Source organism: Roseomonas fluvialis (genome assembly GCF_022846615.1).
GTDB lineage: Bacteria > Pseudomonadota > Alphaproteobacteria > Acetobacterales > Acetobacteraceae > Neoroseomonas > Neoroseomonas fluvialis.
This window is the reverse complement of record NZ_AP025637.1, coordinates 1,795,519-1,818,241: the sequence shown is the minus strand read 5'-3', so window position 1 is coordinate 1,818,241 and position 22,723 is coordinate 1,795,519. Positions and strand designations below refer to the sequence as shown.

The 22,723-nt window shown below is 70.7% G+C and carries 21 protein-coding genes and 1 tRNA gene; 7 read left to right on the top strand and 15 right to left on the bottom strand.

The features are described from left to right. Positions 1-87: 87 nt before the first annotated feature. The 7 genes from gltX to MWM08_RS08840 are packed head-to-tail and all read right to left on the bottom strand — an operon-like array spanning position 88 to position 7,311. Positions 88-1,422 carry a glutamate--tRNA ligase gene (gene gltX / locus MWM08_RS08870; RefSeq protein ID WP_244459083.1) on the bottom strand — a complete coding sequence of 445 codons (1,335 nt, stop codon included), beginning with the start codon at positions 1,420-1,422 and terminating at the stop codon, positions 88-90. After that, positions 1,419-1,724, bottom strand: coding sequence for a hypothetical protein (locus MWM08_RS08865; protein ID WP_244459082.1), 306 nt, complete (start codon positions 1,722-1,724; stop codon positions 1,419-1,421). The genes gltX and MWM08_RS08865 overlap by 4 nt, the downstream gene beginning before the upstream one ends. Further along, positions 1,721-2,053: a hypothetical protein gene (locus MWM08_RS08860; RefSeq protein ID WP_244459934.1), complete on the bottom strand. Its 333-nt coding sequence runs from the start codon at positions 2,051-2,053 to the stop codon at positions 1,721-1,723. The genes MWM08_RS08865 and MWM08_RS08860 overlap by 4 nt, the downstream gene beginning before the upstream one ends. A 44-nt stretch (positions 2,054-2,097) precedes the next feature. Continuing rightward, positions 2,098-3,768: an NAD+ synthase gene (locus MWM08_RS08855; RefSeq protein ID WP_244459081.1), complete on the bottom strand. Its 1,671-nt coding sequence runs from the start codon at positions 3,766-3,768 to the stop codon at positions 2,098-2,100. Between the two features lie 34 nt (positions 3,769-3,802). Further along, positions 3,803-4,678 (bottom strand): DMT family transporter, encoded by an 876-nt coding sequence (locus tag MWM08_RS08850; RefSeq protein ID WP_244459080.1) that lies wholly within the window; start codon positions 4,676-4,678, stop codon positions 3,803-3,805. An 18-nt stretch (positions 4,679-4,696) separates the two neighbouring features. Next, positions 4,697-5,878 (bottom strand): beta/alpha barrel domain-containing protein, encoded by a 1,182-nt coding sequence (locus MWM08_RS08845; RefSeq protein WP_423816044.1) that lies wholly within the window; start codon positions 5,876-5,878, stop codon positions 4,697-4,699. Between the two features lie 53 nt (positions 5,879-5,931). Continuing rightward, positions 5,932-7,311, bottom strand: a complete 1,380-nt coding sequence (locus MWM08_RS08840) for a class II 3-deoxy-7-phosphoheptulonate synthase (protein ID WP_244459079.1) — start codon at positions 7,309-7,311, stop codon at positions 5,932-5,934. A gap of 106 nt (positions 7,312-7,417) precedes the next feature. Here MWM08_RS08840 and MWM08_RS08835 point away from each other — a divergent pair, with 106 nt between their 5' ends. Then, a complete protein-coding gene (locus MWM08_RS08835; protein ID WP_244459078.1) occupies positions 7,418-8,584 on the top strand; it encodes a serine hydrolase domain-containing protein in 1,167 nt (388 codons plus the stop codon). Positions 8,585-8,588: 4 nt separating this feature from the next. Here MWM08_RS08835 and MWM08_RS08830 read toward each other — a convergent pair whose 3' ends face one another. Beyond that, positions 8,589-9,800, bottom strand: a complete 1,212-nt coding sequence (locus MWM08_RS08830) for an MFS transporter (RefSeq protein WP_244459077.1) — start codon at positions 9,798-9,800, stop codon at positions 8,589-8,591. Position 9,801: 1 nt separating this feature from the next. After that, entirely contained in the window at positions 9,802-11,178 is a 1,377-nt protein-coding gene (gene gorA, locus MWM08_RS08825; RefSeq protein ID WP_244459076.1) for a glutathione-disulfide reductase, read from the bottom strand. A gap of 199 nt (positions 11,179-11,377) precedes the next feature. Between gorA and MWM08_RS08820 the strand changes: the two genes are divergently transcribed. Next, positions 11,378-11,704 (top strand): hypothetical protein, encoded by a 327-nt coding sequence (locus MWM08_RS08820; protein WP_244459075.1) that lies wholly within the window; start codon positions 11,378-11,380, stop codon positions 11,702-11,704. Between the two features lie 87 nt (positions 11,705-11,791). On the opposite strand, the gene MWM08_RS08815 is transcribed toward MWM08_RS08820, so the two are convergent. Both MWM08_RS08815 and MWM08_RS08810 read right to left on the bottom strand, forming a co-directional pair. After that, positions 11,792-12,244: a MaoC family dehydratase gene (locus tag MWM08_RS08815; protein WP_244459074.1), complete on the bottom strand. Its 453-nt coding sequence runs from the start codon at positions 12,242-12,244 to the stop codon at positions 11,792-11,794. Continuing rightward, on the bottom strand, positions 12,241-13,719 hold the full coding sequence (locus MWM08_RS08810) for an NAD-dependent succinate-semialdehyde dehydrogenase (protein WP_244459073.1): 1,479 nt from the start codon (positions 13,717-13,719) through the stop codon (positions 12,241-12,243). The genes MWM08_RS08815 and MWM08_RS08810 overlap by 4 nt, the downstream gene beginning before the upstream one ends. 116 nt (positions 13,720-13,835) lie before the next feature. Here MWM08_RS08810 and fahA point away from each other — a divergent pair, with 116 nt between their 5' ends. Genes fahA through MWM08_RS08795 form a run of 3 tightly spaced genes read left to right on the top strand, consistent with a single transcriptional unit; the run spans position 13,836 to position 16,882 of the window. Continuing rightward, positions 13,836-15,113: a fumarylacetoacetase gene (gene fahA / locus MWM08_RS08805; protein WP_244459072.1), complete on the top strand. Its 1,278-nt coding sequence runs from the start codon at positions 13,836-13,838 to the stop codon at positions 15,111-15,113. A gap of 24 nt (positions 15,114-15,137) precedes the next feature. Next, positions 15,138-15,926, top strand: a complete 789-nt coding sequence (locus tag MWM08_RS08800; protein ID WP_244459071.1) for a cyclase family protein — start codon at positions 15,138-15,140, stop codon at positions 15,924-15,926. Between the two features lie 5 nt (positions 15,927-15,931). Continuing rightward, positions 15,932-16,882, top strand: a complete 951-nt coding sequence (locus MWM08_RS08795) for a tripartite tricarboxylate transporter substrate binding protein (protein WP_244459070.1) — start codon at positions 15,932-15,934, stop codon at positions 16,880-16,882. On the opposite strand, the gene glmS is transcribed toward MWM08_RS08795, so the two are convergent. Together glmS and glmU are read right to left on the bottom strand one after the other, a co-directional pair. Further along, positions 16,883-18,706: a glutamine--fructose-6-phosphate transaminase (isomerizing) gene (glmS, locus tag MWM08_RS08790; RefSeq protein ID WP_244459069.1), complete on the bottom strand. Its 1,824-nt coding sequence runs from the start codon at positions 18,704-18,706 to the stop codon at positions 16,883-16,885. Beyond that, positions 18,706-20,121, bottom strand: a complete 1,416-nt coding sequence (gene glmU, locus MWM08_RS08785) for a bifunctional UDP-N-acetylglucosamine diphosphorylase/glucosamine-1-phosphate N-acetyltransferase GlmU (RefSeq protein ID WP_244459068.1) — start codon at positions 20,119-20,121, stop codon at positions 18,706-18,708. Before glmU ends, glmS begins: the two co-directional genes overlap by 1 nt. A gap of 115 nt (positions 20,122-20,236) precedes the next feature. Here glmU and MWM08_RS08780 point away from each other — a divergent pair, with 115 nt between their 5' ends. Next, complete coding sequence (locus MWM08_RS08780) at positions 20,237-20,884, top strand: HAD-IA family hydrolase (RefSeq protein WP_244459067.1); 648 nt, start codon at positions 20,237-20,239, stop codon at positions 20,882-20,884. Here the strand turns inward: MWM08_RS08780 and MWM08_RS08775 are convergent. Continuing rightward, the gene (locus tag MWM08_RS08775) at positions 20,862-21,671 is read right to left on the bottom strand and encodes a DUF3108 domain-containing protein (RefSeq protein ID WP_244459066.1); all 810 of its coding nucleotides are present in this window, start codon (positions 21,669-21,671) and stop codon (positions 20,862-20,864) included. The genes MWM08_RS08780 and MWM08_RS08775 overlap by 23 nt on opposite strands. A 90-nt stretch (positions 21,672-21,761) precedes the next feature. On the opposite strand from MWM08_RS08775, the gene MWM08_RS08770 reads away from it, so the two are divergent. Continuing rightward, positions 21,762-21,836, top strand: a tRNA-Val gene (locus MWM08_RS08770). Positions 21,837-22,088: 252 nt separating this feature from the next. On the opposite strand, the gene MWM08_RS08765 is transcribed toward MWM08_RS08770, so the two are convergent. Beyond that, positions 22,089-22,703, bottom strand: coding sequence for an EF-hand domain-containing protein (locus MWM08_RS08765; protein ID WP_244459065.1), 615 nt, complete (start codon positions 22,701-22,703; stop codon positions 22,089-22,091). Between the last annotated feature and the right edge of the window lie 20 nt (positions 22,704-22,723).

Sequence of the window (22,723 nt, the reverse complement as noted above, 5' to 3'; positions counted from 1 at the left end):
CCGGTGGGGCGGTTCAGCGACAGAGCGCGGACGCGAAGGGCCTGGACGCGGACATGGGATGCTTTGTGCGCCGAACGCCGGCGCGGTTCAAGCGCCCGATGACAGGCGCAGGCGAAGGGCCGCGCGGTCGCGCCCGATCAGCGGCAGCAGGGTGGCGAGGTCCGGGCCGTGTTCCTCGCCGGTCAGGGCCAGGCGCAGCGGCAGGAACAGCGCCTTGCCCTTGCGGCCGGTGCTGGCCTTCAGCGCGCCGGTCCAGGCCCCCCAGGTCGTGCCATCCCAGGGTTCGGGCGGCAGCGCGGCCAGCGCGGCGGCAAGGAAATCCCCTTCCCCCTCCTGCACTGGCGGCACGATGGTGCCGCGCACGATGTCGAACCAGGGCCGTGCCTCGCGCAGCAGGTCGAGGTTGCCGCGGATCGCGAGCCACCAGGCCTCGTCCGCGCCCTCGGGCAGGCGGTCGCGCATGGCGTCGAAGGGCGCGTCGTGCAGCACGCGGCGGTTCAGCGCCAGCATCTGCCGGGTGTCGAAGCGTGCGGTGGCATGGGAGACGCGGGTGATGTCCCAGTGCTGCGCGAGGGCCGTCGGCATCCCAGGCACCGGGTCGGCCGATGTGCCGAGCGCCGCCAGATACCCCGCCAGCGCGGCAGGCTCGATCCCGTCCTTGCGGAGATGCCGCAACGAGATCGACCCCAGGCGCTTGGACAGCGCGCCGCCATCCTGGTCGGTCAGCAGCGGCAGATGCGCGAAGTTCAGGTGCATCACGTTGCCGCCGAGGGCTGCGAACAGGTCGAGCTGGATGCCGGTATTGGTGACGTGATCCTCGCCGCGGATCACATGCGTGATGGCCATGTCGAGGTCATCCACCACGCTGGTGAAGGTATACAGCGGCGACCCATCGGCGCGCACCAGCACGGGGTCGGAGATCGCGGAAAGCTTCACGCTGCGCTCGCCCAGCACCAGGTCGTGCCAGGCGACGGTGCGGGGCGCGAGCTTGAAGCGCCAATACGGCTGCTTGCCGTTGGCGATGGCGCGCTCGATCTGGTCGGGCGTCATGCGCAGCGCCTCGCGGTCGTACAAGGGCGGCTTGCCCTCGCGCCGGCGGCGTTCGCGCTTGTAGGCGAGTTCCTCCTCGGTCTCGAAGCAGGGATACAGGCGGCCGGCGGCCTTCAGGGTTTCGGCGGCGGCAGCGTAGCGGTCGAGCCTGTCCGACTGCGCGACACGCTCATCCCAGTCGAGACCAAGCCAGCGCAGATCCTCCTCGATCGCCGCGGCGAATTCGGGCTTCGAGCGTTCGAGGTCGGTGTCGTCCAGGCGCAGGATGAAGGCACCGCCATGCCGGCGCGCATGCAGCCAGTTGGCGAGGGCCACGCGGGCATTGCCGACATGCAGCAGCCCGGTGGGTGACGGCGCGAAGCGGAGTTTCATTGGTTGGGATCGATCGCCTGGTAGTCGGTGTCGGCACGCTTCGTGGCCGGGTTCGCGATGCAATGCGCCAGCCAGGCCTGCAGGTCGAATCCCGGCGCGATGGCGTATTCGCCGAAGGACAGGTAGGCGTCGCGCAGCGCATCGGTCGTGGCGTATTCGCCGCGCAGCGCCTCGACCTGGTCGCGCACGAAGCGGCGGGCGTATTCGGCGGCGGCCTCGGCGGTGGCGAAGCCGTCCACGCTCCATTCCTCGTCCGGGTCCTGGTAGTGGGCGAAGTCGCCGCAGAGCACCGTGTGGCTCACGCCTCGTCCTCGTCGGCGTCGTCGTCCTCGTCGCGGCGGGGGTCGAGGGCGCGCCAGTTGCGGTCCTCGGCATCGCGCACGGGCTGATCGGCGAAGTCCTTCAGTTCCGACCGGCTGACCCAGCCATCGTCGCCGGCACCCAGCACCTCGGCGTCCTCGCCAAAGGCGAACCAGGCGTCGAGCACGGCCTTGGCGTCCAGGCCTGGGGCGCGGCAGCGCTCGACGGAATCGCGCACGTAGCGGCGGGCGAAGGCGTTGGCGTGCTCGATGTCCTCGAAGCCGGTGACGGTCTCGACGGGGTCGGAGCCGTTCGCACCCGACATGTCCATGATCTGCACGGCGAGGTCACCATCGCCGGCCGGAGCGTCGCCGCTCACGACACCAGCGCCGTGAAGCCGTTGGTGATCGGATACCGCCGGTCGCGGCCAAACGCGCGGGGCGTGATCTTCACCCCCGGTGGCGCCTGGCGGCGCTTGTATTCGGCGCGGTCCAGCAGCTTCCAGACGCGCAGCACCAAGGCGCGATCATGGCCCTCAGCGACCAGCGCATCGACGGATTTCTCGCCCTCGATCAGCCCTTCGAGGATCGCGTCCAGCACCTCGTACGGCGGCAGGCTGTCCTGGTCCTTCTGGTCAGGGCGCAGTTCCGCGCTGGGTGGCTTGGTGATGACACGCTCGGGCATCACCAGCCCATCGGGGCCCTTCGCATCGGCCAGGCGGTGCGCGTTGCGCCAGCGGCACAACGCGAAGACCATGGTCTTGTAGACATCCTTCAGCACGGAATAGCCGCCGGCCATGTCGCCATAGATGGTGGCGTAGCCGGTGCTCATCTCGGACTTGTTGCCGGTCGTCAGCAGCATCGATCCGAACTTGTTCGACAGCGCCATCAGCGTGACGCCGCGGATGCGCGACTGCAGGTTCTCCTCGGTGATGTCAGGCGGGCGATTGCCGAAGGCCGGCGCCAGCATCGCGCCGAAGGCCTCCATCGCCGGGCCGATGCCGATGGTGTCGTAGCGGATGCCCAGCAGGCGGGCGCATTGCGCTGCATCCTCCAGGCTTTCGCCGCTGGTGTAGGGCGATGGCATCATCACCGCATGGACGCGGTCCGCGCCCAGCGCATCCACCGCGACGGCGGCCGAGATGGCGGAATCGATGCCGCCCGACAGGCCCAGCACCACGCCCGGGAACCCGTTCTTCTCCACATAGTCCCGCAGGCCGAGCGTCATGGCGCCATAGACCTGCCCGAGCCGGTCGGGCGTGCGCGCGACCTCGCCGGGCGTGCAGACCAGCCGTTCGCCTTCGCGCCGCCATTCGGTCAGCACCACGCGTTCGGCGAACATCGGCAGCAGATGCGCCAGCGACCGGTCGGGGTTCAGCACGAAGGAGGCGCCGTCGAAGACGATCTCGTCCTGCCCACCCACCTGGCCGAGGAAGACGAAGGGCAGCCCGGTCTCGACAACGCGGGAGACCGCCAGAGGCAGGCGCTGCCGGTCGTGCTTGTCGGCCTCGAAGGGGGAGCCGTTGATCGACAGCAGCATCTCCGCGCCGGTCTCGCACAGCGTCTCCGCGACGGTCGGCAGCCACCAATCCTCGCAGACCATCAGGCCGATCCGGAAGCCGCGGAAGGCGATGGGGCCGGGCACCGGGCCGGCGTCGAACACGCGCTTTTCGTCGAAGACGCCGTAGTTCGGCAATTCGTGCTTGGCGCGGCGCGCGGCGATGCGCCCGCCCTCCAGCAGGAAGGCGGCGTTGAACAGCTTGTCGCCGTCCTGCCAGGGTCCGCCCACGATCAGGCCCGGGCCGCCATCGGCGGTCTCGGCGGCGAGTTCAGCGATGACCTCGGCGGAGGCGGCGACATAGGCCGGCTTGCGAACGAGGTCCTCGGGCAGGTAGCCGCCCACCGAGAATTCCGGCGTCACCACCAGGTCCGCGCCGAGGCGCGCGCCCTCCGCCCGCGCCGCGCGGATGCGATCCGCATTGGCGCGCAAGGCACCGACATGCGTGGTGTTGATCTGGGCAAGCGCGATCTTCAGCGTGTCGGCCATGGTGGGCGGAACCTAGGGATGGGGGGGCACAGGGTCAACGCGAAGCCGCGACGCCGAACACCATGCCCGCCGTCACCACCGCGACGCCGGCCAGCCCCGCGACGCCCAGCGGTTCGCCCAGCAGCGGCCAGGCCGCCAGCGCGGTCATGCCCGGCACCAGGGAGGTGATGGTGCTGGTCGTCACCGCGCCCAGCGCGTTCATCGCGCGGGTGAACAGGAAGCCGGCCACCAGCACGGCGAAGACGCCCTGGTAGACAAGCTGGAAGGCCAGCGCGCCCTGCGAGACGCCGGCGAAGCCCTCGATGCCCGAAAACCACCACCACGCCACCAGCGTGAAGGGCGCGGAATACAGCGCCACTGCCAGCGTCGCATCCAGCGCCAGCACGCCCCAGCGCCGCACGAAGGCCATGTAGATCGCCCAGGACAGGCCGCCGGCCAGGAAGATCAGGTCGCCCCGCCAGGCGCCGGGATGGTCGCGGAAGGTGTCCGACGCCAGCAGCCCCACGCCGGTCGCGACCAGCGCCAGGGATGCGAGGCGCCGCCCCGTCCAGCGCTCGCCGAAGGCGATCCACCACACCAGGGCGATGTGGAACGGCAGCATGCCGGGCAGCATCACCCCGCCATGCGCCGCCGGGGCAAAGGTGAAGGCCAAGTAAGCGGCATAGGGGAAGCCGAAGCCGGCGAAGACCGTTAGCACCAGCGCATGGCCCGCCGGCAGGCGGGGCCAGCCGCGCACCGCGACCAGTACCAACGCTGCGATGAAGGCCCCGCCATGGCGCAGCATCAGCGTGTCGATCGGCGCCAGGCCCTGGCTTGGCGACAGCCGCGCGGTCAGCAGGAAGCCGGTCCAGACGAACAGCACGCCGAAGGCGCAGGCATAGCCGATGCGGCGCTCGTGGGCATCGGCCATGGCGCGGTCAGCGGCGCCTCAACCGTGGCCGCCGTTCTTCTTCCGTGCCTCGCCGTGCCGCAGCAGGAATTCGCGCCCGACCTTCACGCGCGCCGCGCCGTCGTAGTCGACGATGTCGGCGGTGGCGTAGGTCTCGCTCCAGATGTCGGGAATGAACGACCCCGTGCCGACCACGTCGATCGGCGCCTTGGCCTCGTGCATGACGCGGCACTTCACCACGCCGAAGCCGGAGGACGCGACGATGCGGACCTTCGGGAAGCCGGCCTCGTCCAATGCCTCGCGCATGCGCCAGACGGCGGCGGCGGACACGCCGGTGCCGACCAGGTGGCGCAGCTCCGTCTCGTTGCGGTAGCGGCGGATGGCGCCGGGCGCGTGGCGTTCCAGCACCGCATAGGATTCCGCCGGGTCGAGCCCTTCCAGGAAGCGCCCGCCATGGGTGTCGAGGCGCATCGCCAGCCGGCCTTCCGCCGCCAGCGCGGGGAAGCGGCGCGCCACCTCCAGCCCGTCCGTGACCTCACGCCCGAAGTAATCCACCAGCACGGTCAGCGCCTCGGACGGGAAGGCCTCGTGGAACATCTCGGCGGCACGCACGGTGGACCCGGCATAGCCGATCAGCGCATGCGGCATGGTGCCGCGCCCGGCATCCTGGCCGAACCAATGCGCGGTCGCGTCGTTGGCATTGCCGATGAAGCCGCGCGCGCCTTCCTTCTGCGCGGCGCGCGAACCCACCGCGGCGGCATAGGCCATCATTTCCTGCATCTCGGCGCCGGCGCAGTGCCGCGCTTCCATCGCCAGGAACGCCACGCCCGGCAGTTCCAGGCACATCTGGTAGGCGTTGTGGGCAGCGACACAGGCTGCACCCAGCTTCTGCAGCAGGATGGTCTCGAGATCCGCCAGCGCGACGAAGGACCCTGTGACATAGAGCAGCGGATCGCCTGCGCCGACCCACTGCCCTTCCTCGTGCATCAGCTCGATGTCGATGTCCGCGCCGCGCGCCTTTGCGACCGCCCGCAGCCAGTCCAGCATCAGCCGCGGGGCCGAGACGACCGGCCGGCGCAGGAACACGGCGTAGGTCACGCGCGCATCGCCGAAGTGCTGCACGATCGCCTTGGTGCGGTTGAAGTAGGAATCCGTGCGCGCGGCGATCGCCGCGTCGGAGGTATCGGCCGCCGGCGCATCGGGCGCCGCACGCCGCGCCACCCCGGTCGCCAGCGCGGCACCGAGGGTGGTGCCGCCCAGCGGAGGCGGCTTGTTCACTGCGCGGCCTGGGCCGGCGCCGCCTGGCCGGCCGACTTGCGCGCCTTCAACTCCTCCGCGATCAGGAAGGCCAGCTCCAGCGACTGCTCGGCATTCAGCCGCGGGTCGCAGAAGGTGGCGTAGTTGGCCGACAGGTCGGTCTCGCTCAGCCGATGCGCCCCACCCAGGCATTCCGTGACGTCCGAGCCGGTCATCTCGACATGCACGCCACCAGCGATGGTGCCCTCGGCCTCATGCGCGTCGAAGAAGCCGCGCACCTCGGCCAGGATGGAGTCGAAGACGCGGGTCTTGTAGCCGGCGACGGTGGTGGTGTTGCCGTGCATCGGGTCGCACAGCCAGGTGACGTTGCGCCCGGCCTTCTGCACTGCGCGCAGTAGCCCCGGCAGCTTCGCGCCCACCTTGTCGTGGCCCATGCGGGAGATGAGCGTGAGGCGCCCCTTCTCATTCGCCGGGTTCAGGATTTCGGTCAGGCGCACCAGCTCGTCCGCGTCCATTGACGGGCCGACCTTCATGCCGATCGGATTCTTCACGCCGCGCAGGAATTCCACATGCGCGCCGTCGGGCTGGCGGGTGCGGTCGCCGATCCACAGGAAGTGGGCCGAGCACGCATAGGCATCGCCGGTGGTGGAATCGATTCGCGTCAGCGCCTGCTCATAAGGCAGCAGCAGGCTTTCGTGGCTGGTGTAGAAATCCGTCTCGCGCACCTGCGGCAGGTCGGACATCCCACACGCCTGCATGAAGTGCAGCGTCTGGTCGATGCGCGTCGCGAGGTCCGCATAGCGGCTCGCCAACGGGCTACGCTCGACGAAGCCAAGGTTCCAGCGGTGCACGTGATGCAGGTCGGCATAGCCGCCGGTCGCGAAGGCGCGCAGCAGGTTCATCGTGCCGGCCGACTGCATGTAGGCGAATTCCATGCGCGCCGGGTCGGGGATGCGGGCTTCCGACGTGAAGTCCGGCCCGTTGATGATGTCGCCGCGGTAGGATGGCAGCGTCACGCCGCCGATCGTCTCGCTGTCCGACGACCGCGGCTTGGCGAATTGCCCAGCCATGCGACCGAGCTTCACAACCGGCACCGACCCGCCAAAGGTCAGCACCACGGCCATCTGCAGCAGCACCCGGAAGGTGTCGCGGATGACGTTGGCGGTGAAGTCGCCGAAGCTCTCGGCGCAGTCGCCGCCCTGCAGCACGAAGGCCTGGCCATCACCGGCCCGCGCGAGTGCAGACCGGAGGCGCCGGGCCTCGCCTGCAAAAACCAGAGGGGGAAATCGCGCGATCTTCCCTTCCATCGCGGCAAGCGCCGCCTGGTCCGGATAGTCCGGCACCTGCCGGATCGGCATCGCCCGCCATGAATCGGGGCTCCAGCCACGCGCGGTCATTGTCTGGCACTCTCCCTCGGGAAAGCGGTCACCTTAGCCGCGCGGCCGGGGATGGGGGAAGTGCGCCGTCCGTGCGAGGCTTGCGGGGCCGCCATGAGAGGATGCCATGGACCTGAACGACGATGTCGCGATCCTGATGCAGCGGGCCGTCCAGGCCGGGGAGGTCCCGGGCCTGGTGGTGGCCGCCGGCGGGCGGGAGCAGGCCGGCTTCGTCGCCGGCTACGGCGTGCGGCGCCTTGGCGCGCCCGAGCCCATGGCGCCCGACACGGTGGTCTGGATCGCGTCCATGACCAAGGCGATCACGGCGACAGCGGCGATGCGCCTGGTCGAGGCCGGGCGTCTCTCGCTCGACGCCCCGGCCGCCGAGGTCGTACCGGCGCTGGGCGCGGTGCAGGTCCTGGCAGGCTTCGATGCGGCCGGACAGCCCATCCTGCGCGCGCCGAAGCGCGCCATCACGCTGCGCCACCTGCTGACGCATACCTCCGGCTTCGCCTACGACATGTGGAGCCAGGAGATTGCCCGTTACCGGAAGGCGACCGGCACGCCGGCGGTGACCACCTGCCGCAACGCCGCGCTGGACCTGCCGCTGTTGTCCGACCCTGGCGAGGGCTGGTCCTACGGCATCGGCATCGACTGGGCCGGCAAGATGGTCGAGGCCGTCACCGGCCAGCGCCTGGGCGTGCACCTGGCCGAGACGATCTTCGCCCCGCTTGGCATGACAGATACCGCGTTCAGGCTGCGCCCGGACATGCGCGACCGCCTGGCGGGCATGCATGCGCGCGGTGCCGACGGCGCGCTCACGCCTATTGCCTTCGAAGTCGAGCAGGATCCGGAATTCGAGATGGGCGGCGGTGGCCTCTATTCGACCGCGGGCGACTACATGGCCTTCGCGCGCATGATCCTGAACGGGGGGCGGCATGGCCGGGAACGGTTGCTCAAGGCCACGACCGTCGCCGAGATGGCGCGCGACCAGATCGCGCCGCTGTCGGTGCAGCCGATGGTCTCCGCGGTGCCGGCGGCTACCAACGACGCCGATTTCTTCCCCGGCCTGTCCTGCGGCTGGGGCCTGTCCTTCCTGGTCAACCGCGCGCCCACGCCGCAGGGCCGCTCGGCCGGTGGGCTGGCCTGGGCCGGGCTGGGGAATACCTACTACTGGATCGACCACGGCCGCGGGACGGCGGGGGTATTCCTCACCCAGATCCTGCCGTTCTTCGACGCGAAGGCGGTGGAGCTGTTCCGCGGGTTCGAGGCGCAGATGAACGGCGTGGCGTGAGTCGCTACTCCGCCGCAGCCAGCCCGCGTGGTACGGGCGCAGCCTCGCGCGGCAACAGCAGCGCGGCCGCCAGCATCACCGCCGACATCGCCGCCAGGATGCCGAACAGCGCCGGCGCACCGCCCGCCGCCTCGCCATAGGCCCAGGCCACCATGTTCACGCCGATCGGCGCGGCGGCGAAGCCGATCGCGAACTTCATCCCGAAGGCGAGCCCGCGCCGGCGGCCTGAGGAATAGCGCGCGAGCAGCAGGTTCTCGACGGGCGCCGACATGTCGAAGGTCAGGCCGATCACGGCGGCCAGCACCACCGCGACGGGACCACCGATCAGCGCCGCCAGCGCCAGCGGCACCAGCTTCAGCGCGAAGGTCGCGACATAGAGCCACTTGAACGGCAACCGATCCGCCAGCCGCCCGCCGATGAGCTGCCCGACGCTGCCCAGGAGCAACGTCGCACCCACCACGACACCAAGCCGCGCCGCGTCGGTCGCATCGAGCGACAGCGAATCGCTCAGCCACTTCGGCAACGCCGTACTGAAGGCGGTGTAGGCGACCGACCCCAGTGTGAAGGTCACCACCAGCACCGCCAGCACGCCGAAGGGCGCGCGGGCCTCGATGGGCGCCGCGCCAGGTGCGGGCTGTTGCGCGGCGACCTGCACGACGCGCCCGGCCAAAATCGCCATCACGAGCGCCACGCCGCCCGCGATGGTCACGACGCCAGGGACGATCATCGCCATGCGCCAGCCCGCCAGCGCCGCAATGCCGCCCGCGATCACCGCCGCGAGAGCCACGCCGATGCTGCCCGCGATACCGACCCAGCCCATCACGCGCCCACGAATCTCGACCGGTGCAGCCATCGAGACCCAGGCGAGCGCGACCGGATGGTACAGCGCGCCGAACAAGCCGATGCCCGCCAGCGCCGCCGCCATGCCGGTCGGCCCACTGACCAGTCCCGCCACGACGGACGCCGCGCCGATGCCCAGGAAGAACACCGCCATCATCCGCGCATGGCCGAAGCGATCCGCCAGCCACCCAGCCGCCGGCGCGCCAAGGCCGATCAGCGCGGCACCGATGGTCCAGAGCGTGATGATCTCGGCATAGGGCATCTCCCAGGCGCGTTCGAGCACCACGGCGAGGGTCAGGAAAAGCCCCGTCAGCACGTGGTGCAGGAAATGCCCCGTCGCGGCGAAGACGATCGGCAGGCGCGCGGCGGGTGGCACGCTATTGCGCCGCGGCCGCCACGCCCGCCACGCGGGTGCGCGTGCGCAGCGTCACGAATTCCTCGGCCGCCGTGGGGTGGATGCCGATGGTGCGGTCGAAATCCTGCTTGGTGGCACCCATGCCGATGGCGATGGCGATGCCCTGCATGATCTCGGCGGAGTCCTCGCCCAGCATGTGCGCGCCGAGCACGCGCTGGCTCGCCTGGTCCACCACCAGCTTCATTAGGGTCTTGCGGCCCTCGCGCTTGCTGATGGTGTGGCGCATGGGCGTGAAGCGCGTGACGTAGACATCGACGGGCCCGGCCGCCGCGGCCTCGGTTTCCGTCAGCCCCACCGTCGCGATGGGCGGAGACATGAACACCGCCGTGGCGACATTCTTGTACGACGCGCGGCGCGCATTGTTGCCGAACAGCGTATCCGCCAGCGCGTGCCCGACCGCAGTCGCCATCGGCGTCAGGTTCACCCGGTCGATCACGTCGCCGATCGCGTAGATGTGCGGCTGCTCGGTCTGGTGATCGTCGTTCACCGGGATGGCGCCGGTGGACATCGGCGTGATGCCAGCCTTCTCAAGCCCCAACCCCGCGGTGTTCGGCGCGCGGCCGGTGCAGAAGAACACGGCATCCGTCTCGCGCATGAAGTTGTTGGACATCGCGACCATCAGTTCGCCGGGCAACTGCGTGATGCGGGTGGGCCGGGCATCGGGGTTAAGGCGCATGCCCTGCGCGGCGAGGGCTTCGGCGGCGGCGCCGCGCACATCCTCGTCGAAGCCGCGCAGCGGCAGCGGGGCGCGGTACATCAGGTCCACCTCCGACCCCAGGCCCTGCAGGATGGTGGCGAATTCCACCGCGATGTAGCCCGCGCCGATCACAACGGCGCGCTTGGGCAGCGCCTTCAGCGTGAACAGGTCGTCCGAGACGAGGCCGAGTTCCGCACCCGGGATATCGAGGCGCATGGGCGTGCCGCCGGTGGCGATGACGATGCGCTCGGCGGTGACGCGCTGCCCCCCGACGTCCAGCGTATGCGGGTCGAGGAAGGTCGCGCGTGCATCGAAGGACGTCACGCCCGCGCCGGCCAGCAGCTTGCCGTAGATGCCCGACAGGCGCGCGACCTCGGCATCCCGCGCGGCGGCAAGCTTCGCCCAGTCATGGCCCGCCACCGCCATGTCCCAGCCGAAGGCCGCGGCATCCTGCGCCCAGGCGCCGTACTCGGCGGCGTTCACCATGATTTTCTTGGGCACGCAGCCGACATTAACGCAGGTGCCGCCCCAGAAGCGCTCCTCCGCCACCGCCACGCGCGCGCCATGGCCGGCGGCGATCCGCCCGCAGCGCACGCCGGCCGAGCCGCCACCGATGACAAACAGATCGAAGTCGTAGGACATGGCGGGCAGGCTCCTTGCAGGGTCGCACAGGATATCGGCGAACCCGGCTGTTGGGCCAATAGCATCCCTTGGCATGGCTGCCTTGCCTGGCGGCGCTCGCGTCCAGGCACTACGTCCCGATGGTGCATGTATCTGCGCGGCGTTAGGGTGTCCTGGCACCACGACGCCCGGCACGCCCTCATGCAACGGGGAACCCGCCATGCCACGCCTGCCTGTCCTGGCTACGCTGCTGACCGGCGTTATCGCCGGACCCGCGCTGGCCTGCGCGCTGCCCGGCAGACTGGAACTGCACAACGCAACGGGACAGCGCATTCATCGTCTGGCGATCACCGAGGACTTGCAGCCGAGCCCGGCCCAGCCAAGCGAAAACCAGCTGCCGTCAGGGGGACTATTGGCCGGGGAGAGGGTTACGGTGTTCATGCCGTACTGCGTGGGGCGCTACACGGTCACCGTGCAGCTCGCGGACGGCACTCTGCGGAGTTTTCGCAGCATCGATGCGGCCCGCGGGACGCTCGATCTCAAGTGAGCGCGAGACAGGAGCCTGGCGTGAGCCCGTGCCGCCTCAGGCGCCTGGATGCGCACCGCATCCGCACGCCGGTGTTGCGCCGAACCTTCAGCCCTGCGGACGTCGCGGCACCACGGCGCGGGCCGTGAAGACCTGCACTTCCTCGCCGGCCTGGTTGAGGGTGCGGTAGCGGATCAGCGCGGATCCGCGTTCGGGGCGCGAGCGCGAGGGCGTCGCTTCCAGCACCTCGACATCCAGCGTCAGCATGTCGCCGGGGCGCGTCGGGCGCGGCCATTGCAGGTCGCCGCCACCGCCGATGATGCCACCGGCGATGCCGCCCATGGCGTCGACGATCATGCGCATGGTGAGTGCGGCGGTGTGCCAGCCGCTCGCCGCCAGTCCCCGGAACAGGGCGTGGTCCTGCGCCGCGGCGGGATCCGTGTGGAAGGGCTGGGGATCGTAGCGGGTCGCGAAGGCGATGATCTCCGCCTCGGTGACCGTGACCGGGCCGGCGGCGAAGCGCCGCCCCGGTGTCAGGTCCTCGAGGTAGAGCGCGCTCACGTCCCAATACCGCCGATCGCGAGGTACTTCACCTCGAGATATTCGTCGATGCCATGGCTGCTGCCCTCGCGCCCCAGGCCCGACTGCTTGAAGCCGCCGAAGGGCACCTCGGCGGTCGAGATGATGCCCTCGTTGATGCCGATGATGCCGTATTCCAGCGCCTCCGCGACGCGGAAGATGCGACCCACGTCGCGCGCGTAGAAATACGAGGCCAGGCCGAACTCGGTGTCGTTCGCGAGCTGGATCGCTTCCTCCTCGGTCTTGAAGCGGAACAGCGGCGCGACCGGGCCGAAGGTCTCCTCGCCGAAGATCTTCGCCCCACGCGGCACGTTCGCGAGCACCGTGGGTTCGAAGAAATTGCCGCCGCGGGCGTGGCGCTTGCCCCCGGTGACGATGCTCGCCCCCTTGGCCAGCGCGTCGGCGATGTGTTCCTCGACCTTCGCCACCGCATCGGCGTTGATCAGCGGGCCCTGCGTCACGCCAGGTTCCATGCCCGGGCCGACCTTCAGCCCTTCGACCGCCTCCTTCAGCTTGGCGGTGAAGGCGTCGTAGACGCCGTCCTGAACCAGCAGCCGGTTGGCGCAGACGCAGGTCTGCCCGGTGTTGCGGTACTTCGACGCCATCGCACCCAGCACCGCTTGATCCAGGTCGGCGTCATCGAAGACGATGAAGGGCGCATTTCCGCCGAGTTCCATCGAGGTCTTCTTGATCGTCTCGGCGCATTGCGCGAGCAGCACGCGCCCGACTTCCGTCGACCCGGTGAAGGACAGCTTGCGCACGATCGGGTTGGCCGTGAGCTCGCGCCCCGTCTCGCCCGACGGCCCGGTGATCACGTTGCACACGCCGGCCGGCATGCCCGCGCGTTCGGCCAGCACGGCGATGGCCAGCGCGCTGAAGGGCGTCTGGCTCGCCGGGCGGATCACGCCGGTGCAGCCGGCGGCCCAGCCGGGGCCGGCCTTGCGGGTGATCATGGCGGCCGGGAAGTTCCAGGGCGTGATGGCGGCGAAGACGCCGATCGGCTCCTTGGTCACGATGATGCGCCGGCCCTTGGCGTTCTGTGGGATGGTCTCGCCATAGACGCGCCGGCCTTCATCGGCGAACCACTCGATGAAGGACGCGGCATAGACCACCTCGCCCTTCGCTTCGGCGAGCGGCTTGCCCTGCTCCGCCGTCATGATGGCGGCCAGGTCGTCGGCATTCTCGTGCATCAGCTTCGCGAGCTTGTGCAGGATGACGGCGCGGTCCTTCGCAAGCATCGCGCGCCAGGCCGGCCAAGCGGCGTTGGCTGCTTCGATCGCGCGGCGGGTCTCGGCACGGCCCATGGCGGGGACGGAGCCGATCACCTCGCCGCTGGCGGGGTTGCGCACGGCGATGGTCTTGCCGCTGTCCGCCTGCACCCAGGCGCCGGCGATGTGGTTCGCCTGGCGGAAAAGGTCGGGATCCTTCAGCGGGATCTTGGCGATGGCGTCGAGCATGGCTGGCCCTCCTCGTGGTTGTACCGAAGATAGGGCGCGGGCGATGCCATGTCAGCCGTGGCGCCTTGCACGGTCCCGCGACGCGGGCATGATTGCGCCACCAGGAGGAAACACCGATGGCGGTTCGGGACGCGACGCATGACCCGGCGCTGCGCAGTTGGGTCGCGACGGCACAGGCATCGGGGACGGATTTCCCCATCCAGAACCTGCCGTTGGCGGTGTTCGCCACCACCGGGGCCGGACCGCGCTGCGGCGTGGCGATCGGCGACCAGGTGCTGGACCTGCGCGCCGCCCATGCGGCGGGGCTGGTGAGCAACGCCGCCGCGGCGGCGGACAGCCTGGCACCGCTGATGGCGGCCGGGCGCGGTGCCTCCGCCGCGCTGCGCGCCGAGGTCTCGGCCCTGCTGCGCGCCGATGCGCCGGCACGCCCGGATCTGCTGGTGCCGATGGCGCAGGCGCGCATGCATCTGCCCTGCAGCGTCCGCAATTTCTCCGACTTCATGGCAAGCTACGACCACTGCGCGCGGCTCGGCGCGCGGCGAGACCCGAACAACCCGCTGCCCCCCGCCTTCCGCCACCTGCCGGTGGCGTATCATTCCCGTGCCTCGTCGGTGCGCGTCTCGGGCGAGGACGTGGTCCGCCCGCATGGCCAGTGGCAGCGCCAGGACGGCACCGTGCATTTCGGCCCCACCGAGGCGATGGACTACGAACTGGAAATGGCCGTCTGGATCGCCGGAGACAATGCGCTCGGCGAACCCGTGACCATGGCGGCCGCGCCGGATCGCATCTTCGGCTACGGTCTGCTGAACGACTGGTCGGTACGCGACGTGCAGCGCTGGGAGATGCCGCCGCTCGGGCCGTTCCTCGGCAAATCGGTCTCGACCTCCGTCTCGCCCTGGATCGTCACGGCGGAGGCGCTGGCCCCCTTCGAGACCGCCGCGCCCCCGCAGGACCCGCCCGCCCTGCCCTATCTCGACAGCCCCTGGAACCGCAGCAGCGGCGCGCTGTCGGTGCGCATGACCGCCGCCATCGTGACGCCCCGCATGCGCGCGGAGGGCGCGGCCCCCTTCATCCTGACCGACACGCAGTTCGGCGCCATGTACTGGACCGCCGCGACGATGGTGGCGCACCACGCGACGAACGGCTGCAACCTGCTGGCCGGCGACCTGCTCGGCAGCGGCACCGTCTCCGGCCACGAGGACACCGCACGCGCGTGCCTCGCCGAGATCGGCCTGACCGGCCCCGTGGCGCTGCCCAACGGCGAGACGCGCCGCTGGATCCAGGATGGCGACGAGATCATCTTCCGCGCCCGCGCCGAAGCCCCCGGCGCCGTGCCGATCGGGTTCGGCGAATGCCGCGGCACCCTACTGCCCGCCATCGCCTGGCCGGCCTGACTCAACGAACCAAGGGAACGCCCCATGCCCCGCCGCATCGTCGACATCTCGGTGGCACTCAAGGCCGGCATCGCCTCCGACCCGCCGCGCATGCTCCCGGCGATCGACTACATCGACCACCACATGAGCGCGCCGGCGATGGCCGAGGAATTCAACATCCCCATCGATGCGCTGCCCGAAGGCCAGTACGCCGCGGTCGAGCGCGTGCGCATCAGCACCCACAACGGCACGCACCTCGATGCGCCCTACCACTTCTTCTCGCGCATGAACGAACGCCTGGTGCCCGGCGGCGAACCATCGTGGCGGATCGACGAGGTGCCACTCGACTGGTGCTTCCAGCCCGGCGTGAAGCTGGATTTCCGGCACCTGCCCGATGGCTACGTGGCGACGCCCGAGGACGTGCAGAAGGAACTCGCACGCATCGGGCACACGCTGAAGCCGCTCGAGATCGTGGTGGTGAACACCCGCGCGGCCAGCCGCTATGGTCAGGACGACTACATCCACAGCGGCTGCGGCGTCGGCAAGGCGGCCACACTTTGGCTTCTCGAACAGGGCGTGCGCGTGACCGGCACGGATGGCTGGTCCTGGGATGCGCCCTTCTCGCTGACCAAGAAGAAGGTGGCCGAAACGGGTGATGCGGGCCTGATCTGGGAAGGCCATCGCGCGGGGCGCGAGATCGGCTACTGCCACATGGAAAAGCTGACGAACCTCGACACGCTGCCTGGCGACGGATTCATGATCGCCTGCTTCCCCGTAAAGGTGCACCGCGGTTCCGCCGGCTGGACGCGCGCGGTCGCGATCTTCGAGGAGTGAGATCCATGCGTCGCATCATCGCCAGCCTGGCCCTCGCCGCCGCCGCCCTGTTGCCAGGCGCCGCGCGAGCGCAATTCCCCGAGCGGCCGGTCACCGTGATCATGCCCTATTCGCCAGGTGCGGCGGATGCGCTGATCCGCGCGATCGGCGAGCATTTCCAGCGCAGCCTCGGCCAGCCGCTGGTGCTGATGACGCGCGACGGCGCCTCGGGCGTGGTCGGCATGCGCGTCGTCGCCAGCGCCGCGGCGGATGGCTACACCATCGGCCACACGCCCATCACCGCCATCGCGGTGCAGCCGCATTTGCTTCGCAACGCCGGCATCGGTCCTGACAGTTTCGAGGGCGTGTGCGGCACCAACGAGAACGTCATCACCATCGCGGTGCGCGCCGACAGCCCAATCCGCGACCTGCCGGGCCTGGTGGCCGAGGCGCGCCGCCGCTCCCTGACCTTCGGCAGCCCGGGCCCGAACTCGCTGCCGCAGCTCGCCGTGGTGCGCGTGCAGCGGGCAACCGGTATCGAGCTGAACCACGTGCCCTACCGGGGCGAGGCACCGCATATCAACGACACGCTGGCCGGGCGGCTCGACTTCTCCGCCGCGATCGTGAGCTCGGCGGCGGAGCTGGTACAGGCCGGCCGCATGCGGCTGGTGGCGGTGTTCTCCGCGAACCGCCATCCGGACTTCCCTGACGTGCCCACGGCGCGCCAGCAGGGCATCGATGCCGAGCTGTTCTCCCAGGTCGGCATCTATGCGCCGAAGGGCACGCCGGCACCGGTGCTCGACCGTCTCGAACAGGCCTGCCAGGCGGCGCTGCAGCAGCCGGCCGTGCTGCGCGTGCTGGCCAATAGCCGGTCGCCGGTCAGCTTCGTGCCGCGCGCTGCGCTGACGCGCCTGATCCACGACGAATACGCCAATTACGGCCGCCTGCTGCGCGAGCTCGGCGTGCAGCCGGAATAGCTATTCGACCGTCACACTCTTGGCCAGATTGCGCGGCTGGTCCACGTCGGTGCCCTTCAGCACCGCCACGTGATAGGCCAGCAGCTGCACCGGGATGGCGTGCAGGATGGGTGCCGCGAAGGTGCCTGCATGGGGCAGCGTCACGACGCGTTCGGCGAAGCGGGACAGCGGCCCCGCCCCGGCCTCATCCGTGAAGGCCATGACGCGCCCGCCGCGCGCGGCGGCTTCCTGCAGATTCGACGCGGTCTTCTCGAACAGCGGGCCCGAAGGACACAGCGCGATCACAGGCACGTCCTTGTCGATCAGCGCGATCGGGCCGTGCTTCATCTCGCCGGCGGCGTAGCCCTCGGCGTGGATGTAGCTGATCTCCTTGAGCTTCAGCGCGCCTTCGAGGGCGATCGGGAACAGTGGCCCGCGGCCGAGGAACAGCACGTCGCGCGCCTTGGCGACCTCGGCGGCCATGGCACGGATCTCGGAGTCGCGTTCCAGCACCGCGGCGGCCTTGGCCGGGACTTCCAGCAGTTCGGCGGTCAGTTCGGCTTCGGCGGCAGCGGACAGCGTGCCCCGCGCGCGCCCCAGCCCGATCGCCAGGCACGCCAGGACCGCCAACTGCGCCGTGATCGCCTTGGTGGAGGCGACCGAGATCTCCGGCCCCGCCACCGTCAGCACGGTCGCGTCGCTTTCGCGCGCCATGCTGCTCTCGGGCACGTTCACGATGGACAGGATCTTCTGGCCGCGTTCGCGCAACATCTTCATCGCGGCCAGGTTGTCGGCGGTCTCGCCGCTCTGGCTGATCAGGATGGCCGCGCCGCCCTCGGGCAGGGGCGGGTCGCGGTAGCGCAATTCGCTCGCCACATCCGCATCGACCGGGATGCGCGCCACTTGCTCGATCCAGTAGCGTCCGACCATGCCGGCCAGGAAGGCGCTGCCGCAGGCGCTGATGGTCAGCCGCGGGACGCGCGCCGCGTCGAAGGGCAGCGCTGGCAGCGTGACGGACCGCGTCGAAGGTTCCAGGTACTGCTGCAGCGTATCGCCGAGCACTACCGGGTGCTCGTGCAGTTCCTTCTCCATGAAGTGACGGTAATTGCCCTTGCCGACCGCGGCACCCGAGACCGCGGTCAGTTTCACCTGCCGCTCCACCACGGCGCCGCCGGCATCGTGGAAGACCGCGCCGGTGTCGCTCACGACGGCCCAGTCGCCTTCCTCGAGATAGGCGATGCGGCGCGTCAGCGGGGCCAGCGCCAGCGCGTCGGAGCCCACGAACATCTCGCCCTCGCCGAAGCCGACTGCGAGCGGCGCGCCCTGGCGCGCGCAGATCAGCTTGCGCGGATGGCCGGCGAAGACCATGGCCAGCGCGAAGGCGCCATGCACGCGGCCAAGCGCCGCCGCCGCCGCCTGCTCGGGATCGGCGCCTTGCTGGAGGTGCCAGTCGACCAAGCGGGCGAAGGTCTCGGTGTCGGTCTCGGTCTCGAAGACCTGGCCCTTGGCTTCCAGCTCGTCGCGCAGCTCCGCATGGTTCTCGATGATGCCGTTGTGCACCACGCTCACGCGCGACGTGCCGTGCGGATGCGCGTTGCGTTCCACGGGCGCACCATGCGTGGCCCAGCGGGTATGGCCGATGCCGGTCGTGCCGGTCAGCGGGTTCGCCTCCAGTACGGCGGCGAGGTTCGTCAGCTTGCCTTCGGCGCGGCGGCGATCGATGTGGCCGTTCACAAGTGTCGAGATGCCAGCGCTGTCATAGCCGCGGTATTCCAGGCGCCGCAGCGCTTCCAGGATACGCGGTGCCGCTGCCTCGCGCCCGACCACGCCGACGATGCCGCACATTACGCTTGCTCCTCCGGAACTGCGGGCCGATCCGGACTTTCGCGCCCGGCCCCGTGGTCCCCGCGAAGCGATGCTTCGCGGGGTGGGTCTGCGCTACGGTCATCGGGCCGCGACTTCTCCTTGCCCTTGAATCCACGCCCCGCGTAGACGGCCTGCCGCCCGCGCGCGATCGCCAGCGCATCGTCCGGGACATTCGCGGTGATGACGCTGCCGGCGCCGATCAGCGCGCGCACGCCGATCTTCACAGGGGCCACCAAGGCGGTGTCGGAGCCGATGAAGGCGCCCTCGCCGATCTCGGTGCGATGCTTGTTCACGCCGTCGTAGTTGCAGGTGATGGTGCCGGCGCCGATGTTCGCACCTGCGCCGATCGTCGCATCGCCGAGGTAGGCCAGATGGTTGGCCTTCGCCCCCTCGCCCAGCGTGGTCGCCTTCAGCTCGACGAAATTGCCGACATGCGCCCGCGCTTCCACCACCGTGCCCGGGCGCAGCCTCGCATAGGGGCCGATGATCGCGTCACGCTTCACGACGCAGCCTTCCAGGTGGCTGAAGGCGCGGATCACCGCACCCTCCTCGATGCTCACACCGGGGCCGAAGACGATGTGCGGTTCCAGCGTGACGTCGGGCGCGAAGCGCGTGTCATGCGCAAGGTGCACCGTCTCCGGCGCCAGCATCGTCACGCCGGCGTCCATCGCCGCGGTGCGCAGCGCGGCCTGGAGTTCCGTCTCGGCCGCCGCCAATTCCGCGCGGCTGTTGATGCCGCGCAGTTCCGCCTCGGGCGCTTCCACCGCGCGCACGCGCCGGCCCTGCGCGCGCGCCAGCGCGACCACGTCCGTCAGATAGTATTCGCCCTTGGCGTTGTCGTTGCGCACCGCTGCCAGCCAGCGCGCCATGTCGGCCGAGGCCGCGCAGACTACGCCGGCATTGCACAGGCCGATGGCGCGCTCGGCATCATCGGCATCGGCCCATTCGACGATGCGTTCCACCATGCCGTCCGCGGCGGTCACCACGCGCCCGTAACGCCCCGGATCGGCCGGGCGCATCGCCAGCAGCACCAGGTCGGCCTCGGCCCGCGCCGCGAGCAGGCGGCCGAGCGTCGCCTCGCTCACCAGCGGGTTGTCGCCATAGAGCACGGCGACGTCGCCATCATGCCCGCCCAGTTGCGGCATGGCCTGCAGGGCCGCATGCGCAGTGCCCAGTCGTTCGCGCTGCACCGCCACGCCATGCGGCGCGACGGCAGCTTCCAGTTCCGCCATGTCGGGCCCGACCACCACGACCACGCGCCCGAATCGCGCCTCCACCGCCGCCAGCAGGTGGCGGATCATCGGCCGCCCACCCAGCGGGTGAAGGACCTTCGGCCTTGTCGATCGCATCCGGGTGCCGAGGCCGGCGGCGAGGATGATGGCGGCGGCAGACATACGCCTGCCGTAACGCGCCGGCCCGCGCCGCGTCCAGCGTGGCGGTGCTCAACATGGTTTGCCGGATGTGTCCGGCCGTGTTCCCAGGGCGTCGAATCAGGGCTACGCCCGCGCCATGACCCGGATCGCAGTCTTCGACCTCGATGGCACGCTGGTGGACAGCGCGGCCGACATCCATGCCGCGCTCGACCGGCTGATGGTCAGCCGCGGTCTGCCCGGCTTCGCCCGGCCCGAGGTGGTCGGCATGATCGGCGATGGCGTGCGTATGCTGGTCACGCGCGCCCTGGCCGCCCGCGAACTGCCGTTCGACGAGCGCGCGCTGGCGTCCTTCATGGCGGACTACGAGGCTGAGGCCGCCGTGCTGACCCGCCCCTTCGCGGGCATCCCCGCCGTGCTCGATTCGCTGGCTGCCGATGGCTGGCGCATGGCGGTTTGCACCAACAAGCCCGAGGCCGCGGCGCGCCGGCTGCTCGACGCGCTGGGCCTGTCGCCGCGCTTCGCAGCGCTGGGCGGGGGCGATTCCTTCCCTGTGCGCAAGCCCGACCCGGGCCATCTGCGCGCCACTCTCGCCGCCGCGGGTGCCGCACCCGAGCAGGCGGTGATGATCGGCGACCACCACAACGACGTGCGCGCCGCCGCCGGCTGCGGCGTGCCCTGCATCTTCGCCGGCTGGGGCTACGGCCCGGTGCACATGGCGGAGGGCGCGCCGGTGGCCGCGGCGCCGTGCGACCTGCCGGCCCTTATGGCCGCGCTGGCGCGCTGACGCGGTCGGGCAGCGGCGCCGGCACCACCGCCCCCGCCCGCACCAGGTCGAGCCGGAGGGCGCCGACGAAGGTCGAGGGGAACTCGACCCTCAGCGGCAGCGGCGGCAGGCCGGGGCCCAGCACCGCGAGCCAGGCCTCGGCCTGGCGCGGGCGGCCCGCCGTCGCGGGGTCGTCACCGCGGCGGAAGCCCGCCACCAGGCGGCTTTCGAGCCCGCATCGCAGCGCCTCGCCGGAAATCCCGCGCACCGGGGAGGCACCGACGCCAATGGTGCGGGACGTCCATTCCAGCCGCCGGCGCCCATCGAAGATCGCCCCCTGGATGTCGCAGCGCCCGGTCGCCGCCACGTCGCGCGACAGGCGCAGCAGGGCGGACAGGCCATCGATGGTGCCGGCGGCCTCCTCGGCGCTGACCGGGATCCGGTCTGGTCCCTCGGGCGGTTCCAGCACCGCAAGGCGCGGCGTGCCTGAGAGGTATTCCATCACGGTGCGCCGCGGCGTGCCGCGCCATTCGCCCTCCGTGCGGTAGCGCGCGGGCATGACGTCCCGCCCGCGCAGGCCGCCCTCGGCCTCGGCGATCTGTTCGCGCGGCAGGAACAGCCGGCCGACCCCGCGCGACCGCGACACGGTCGCGAGACGATAGCGGTCGCCGGCCTGGTCGATGGTGATGCGGATGTCCATGACCGTGACGCCCATCTGGCTGACGGCGTAGTCGGCTTCGACCGGGTTCGCGTGGGCGTATCCGACGGACAGGCCGGCCAGCAGGGCGAGGACGGGCGCGCGGGTCATGGACAGAAAATGGCGCGCGGTGCGCCCGAGGCAAGGGCGGTGCGCTTGACACCCGCCCCCGGCCGAACGTATTTCGCCCTCCCCGACGGCGGGCGCGTAGCTCAGCGGTAGAGCATTCGCTTCACACGCGAAGGGTCACAGGTTCAATCCCTGTCGCGCCCACCATTTTTGGATCCCTCAGACGCCAAGCGGCCAGCATCCGCGAGCCTTGGCTTCGCGCCGTGCGCTGTTGCGTTGGCGGCAGCGGGCGGGCTGGGCGCGGTCGCGCGCTGCGCTCCCGGCCCGAGCCAGGGCCTCGACCCGCTTGGCCTTGGACACTGCGGTCCTGCGGCCATCAAAAGCGTGTCCCACACGCCAACGGCCCGGGACCGAAGCCCCGGGCCGCGTGGTCACGTCACGGCAACCTGCCGCGCCGGATCAGCGCGAGGGCTGCGCCGGCTGGGCAGGCGCGCCGGGCTGTCCAGGCTGGGCCTGCGCCGGGCGGTCACCCCGGCCACCGCGGCGCAGTTCGTCACGCGCCAGGGCGCCGTCTGCGTTGCGGTCCGCCGCGCGGAAGGCGGCCTCGGCGATCGGCCGCAGTTCCTCGAAGGTGATGCGGCCATCGCCGTTCACATCGATGAAGCGGAACATCGCAGCGCCACGCTCCTGCATGCGCTCACGCATACGCTCAGGCGGGCCGCGGCGGCCTTCGGGGCGCTGCGCCTCGTAGTAGGCGCGCAGTTCCTCGATGGTCACGCCGCCGTCGCGGTTGGCGTCCATCTCGGTGAAACGCGCCTGGAGCCAGATCACGCCTTCCTCGCGTGTCACGCGGCCATCGTTGTTGGTGTCGGCGCGGGCGAAGGCCTCGCCCACGGCGAAGCCGCCGCCGCCGCGGCGGCCGTGGTGGTGGTAGCCCGGGCCGCCCTCGCGCCCCGGACCGCCCGCCGCGGGGCCACCGGGGCCGGCGCCGGGCGCGGGCTGGGCCATCGCCAGGCTCGCGGTGCCGGCCATGAGGGCCGCGGCCAGAGCCGCGATCGTGGTCTTGCGCATCATCTGCGTCCTTTCTCACCAGC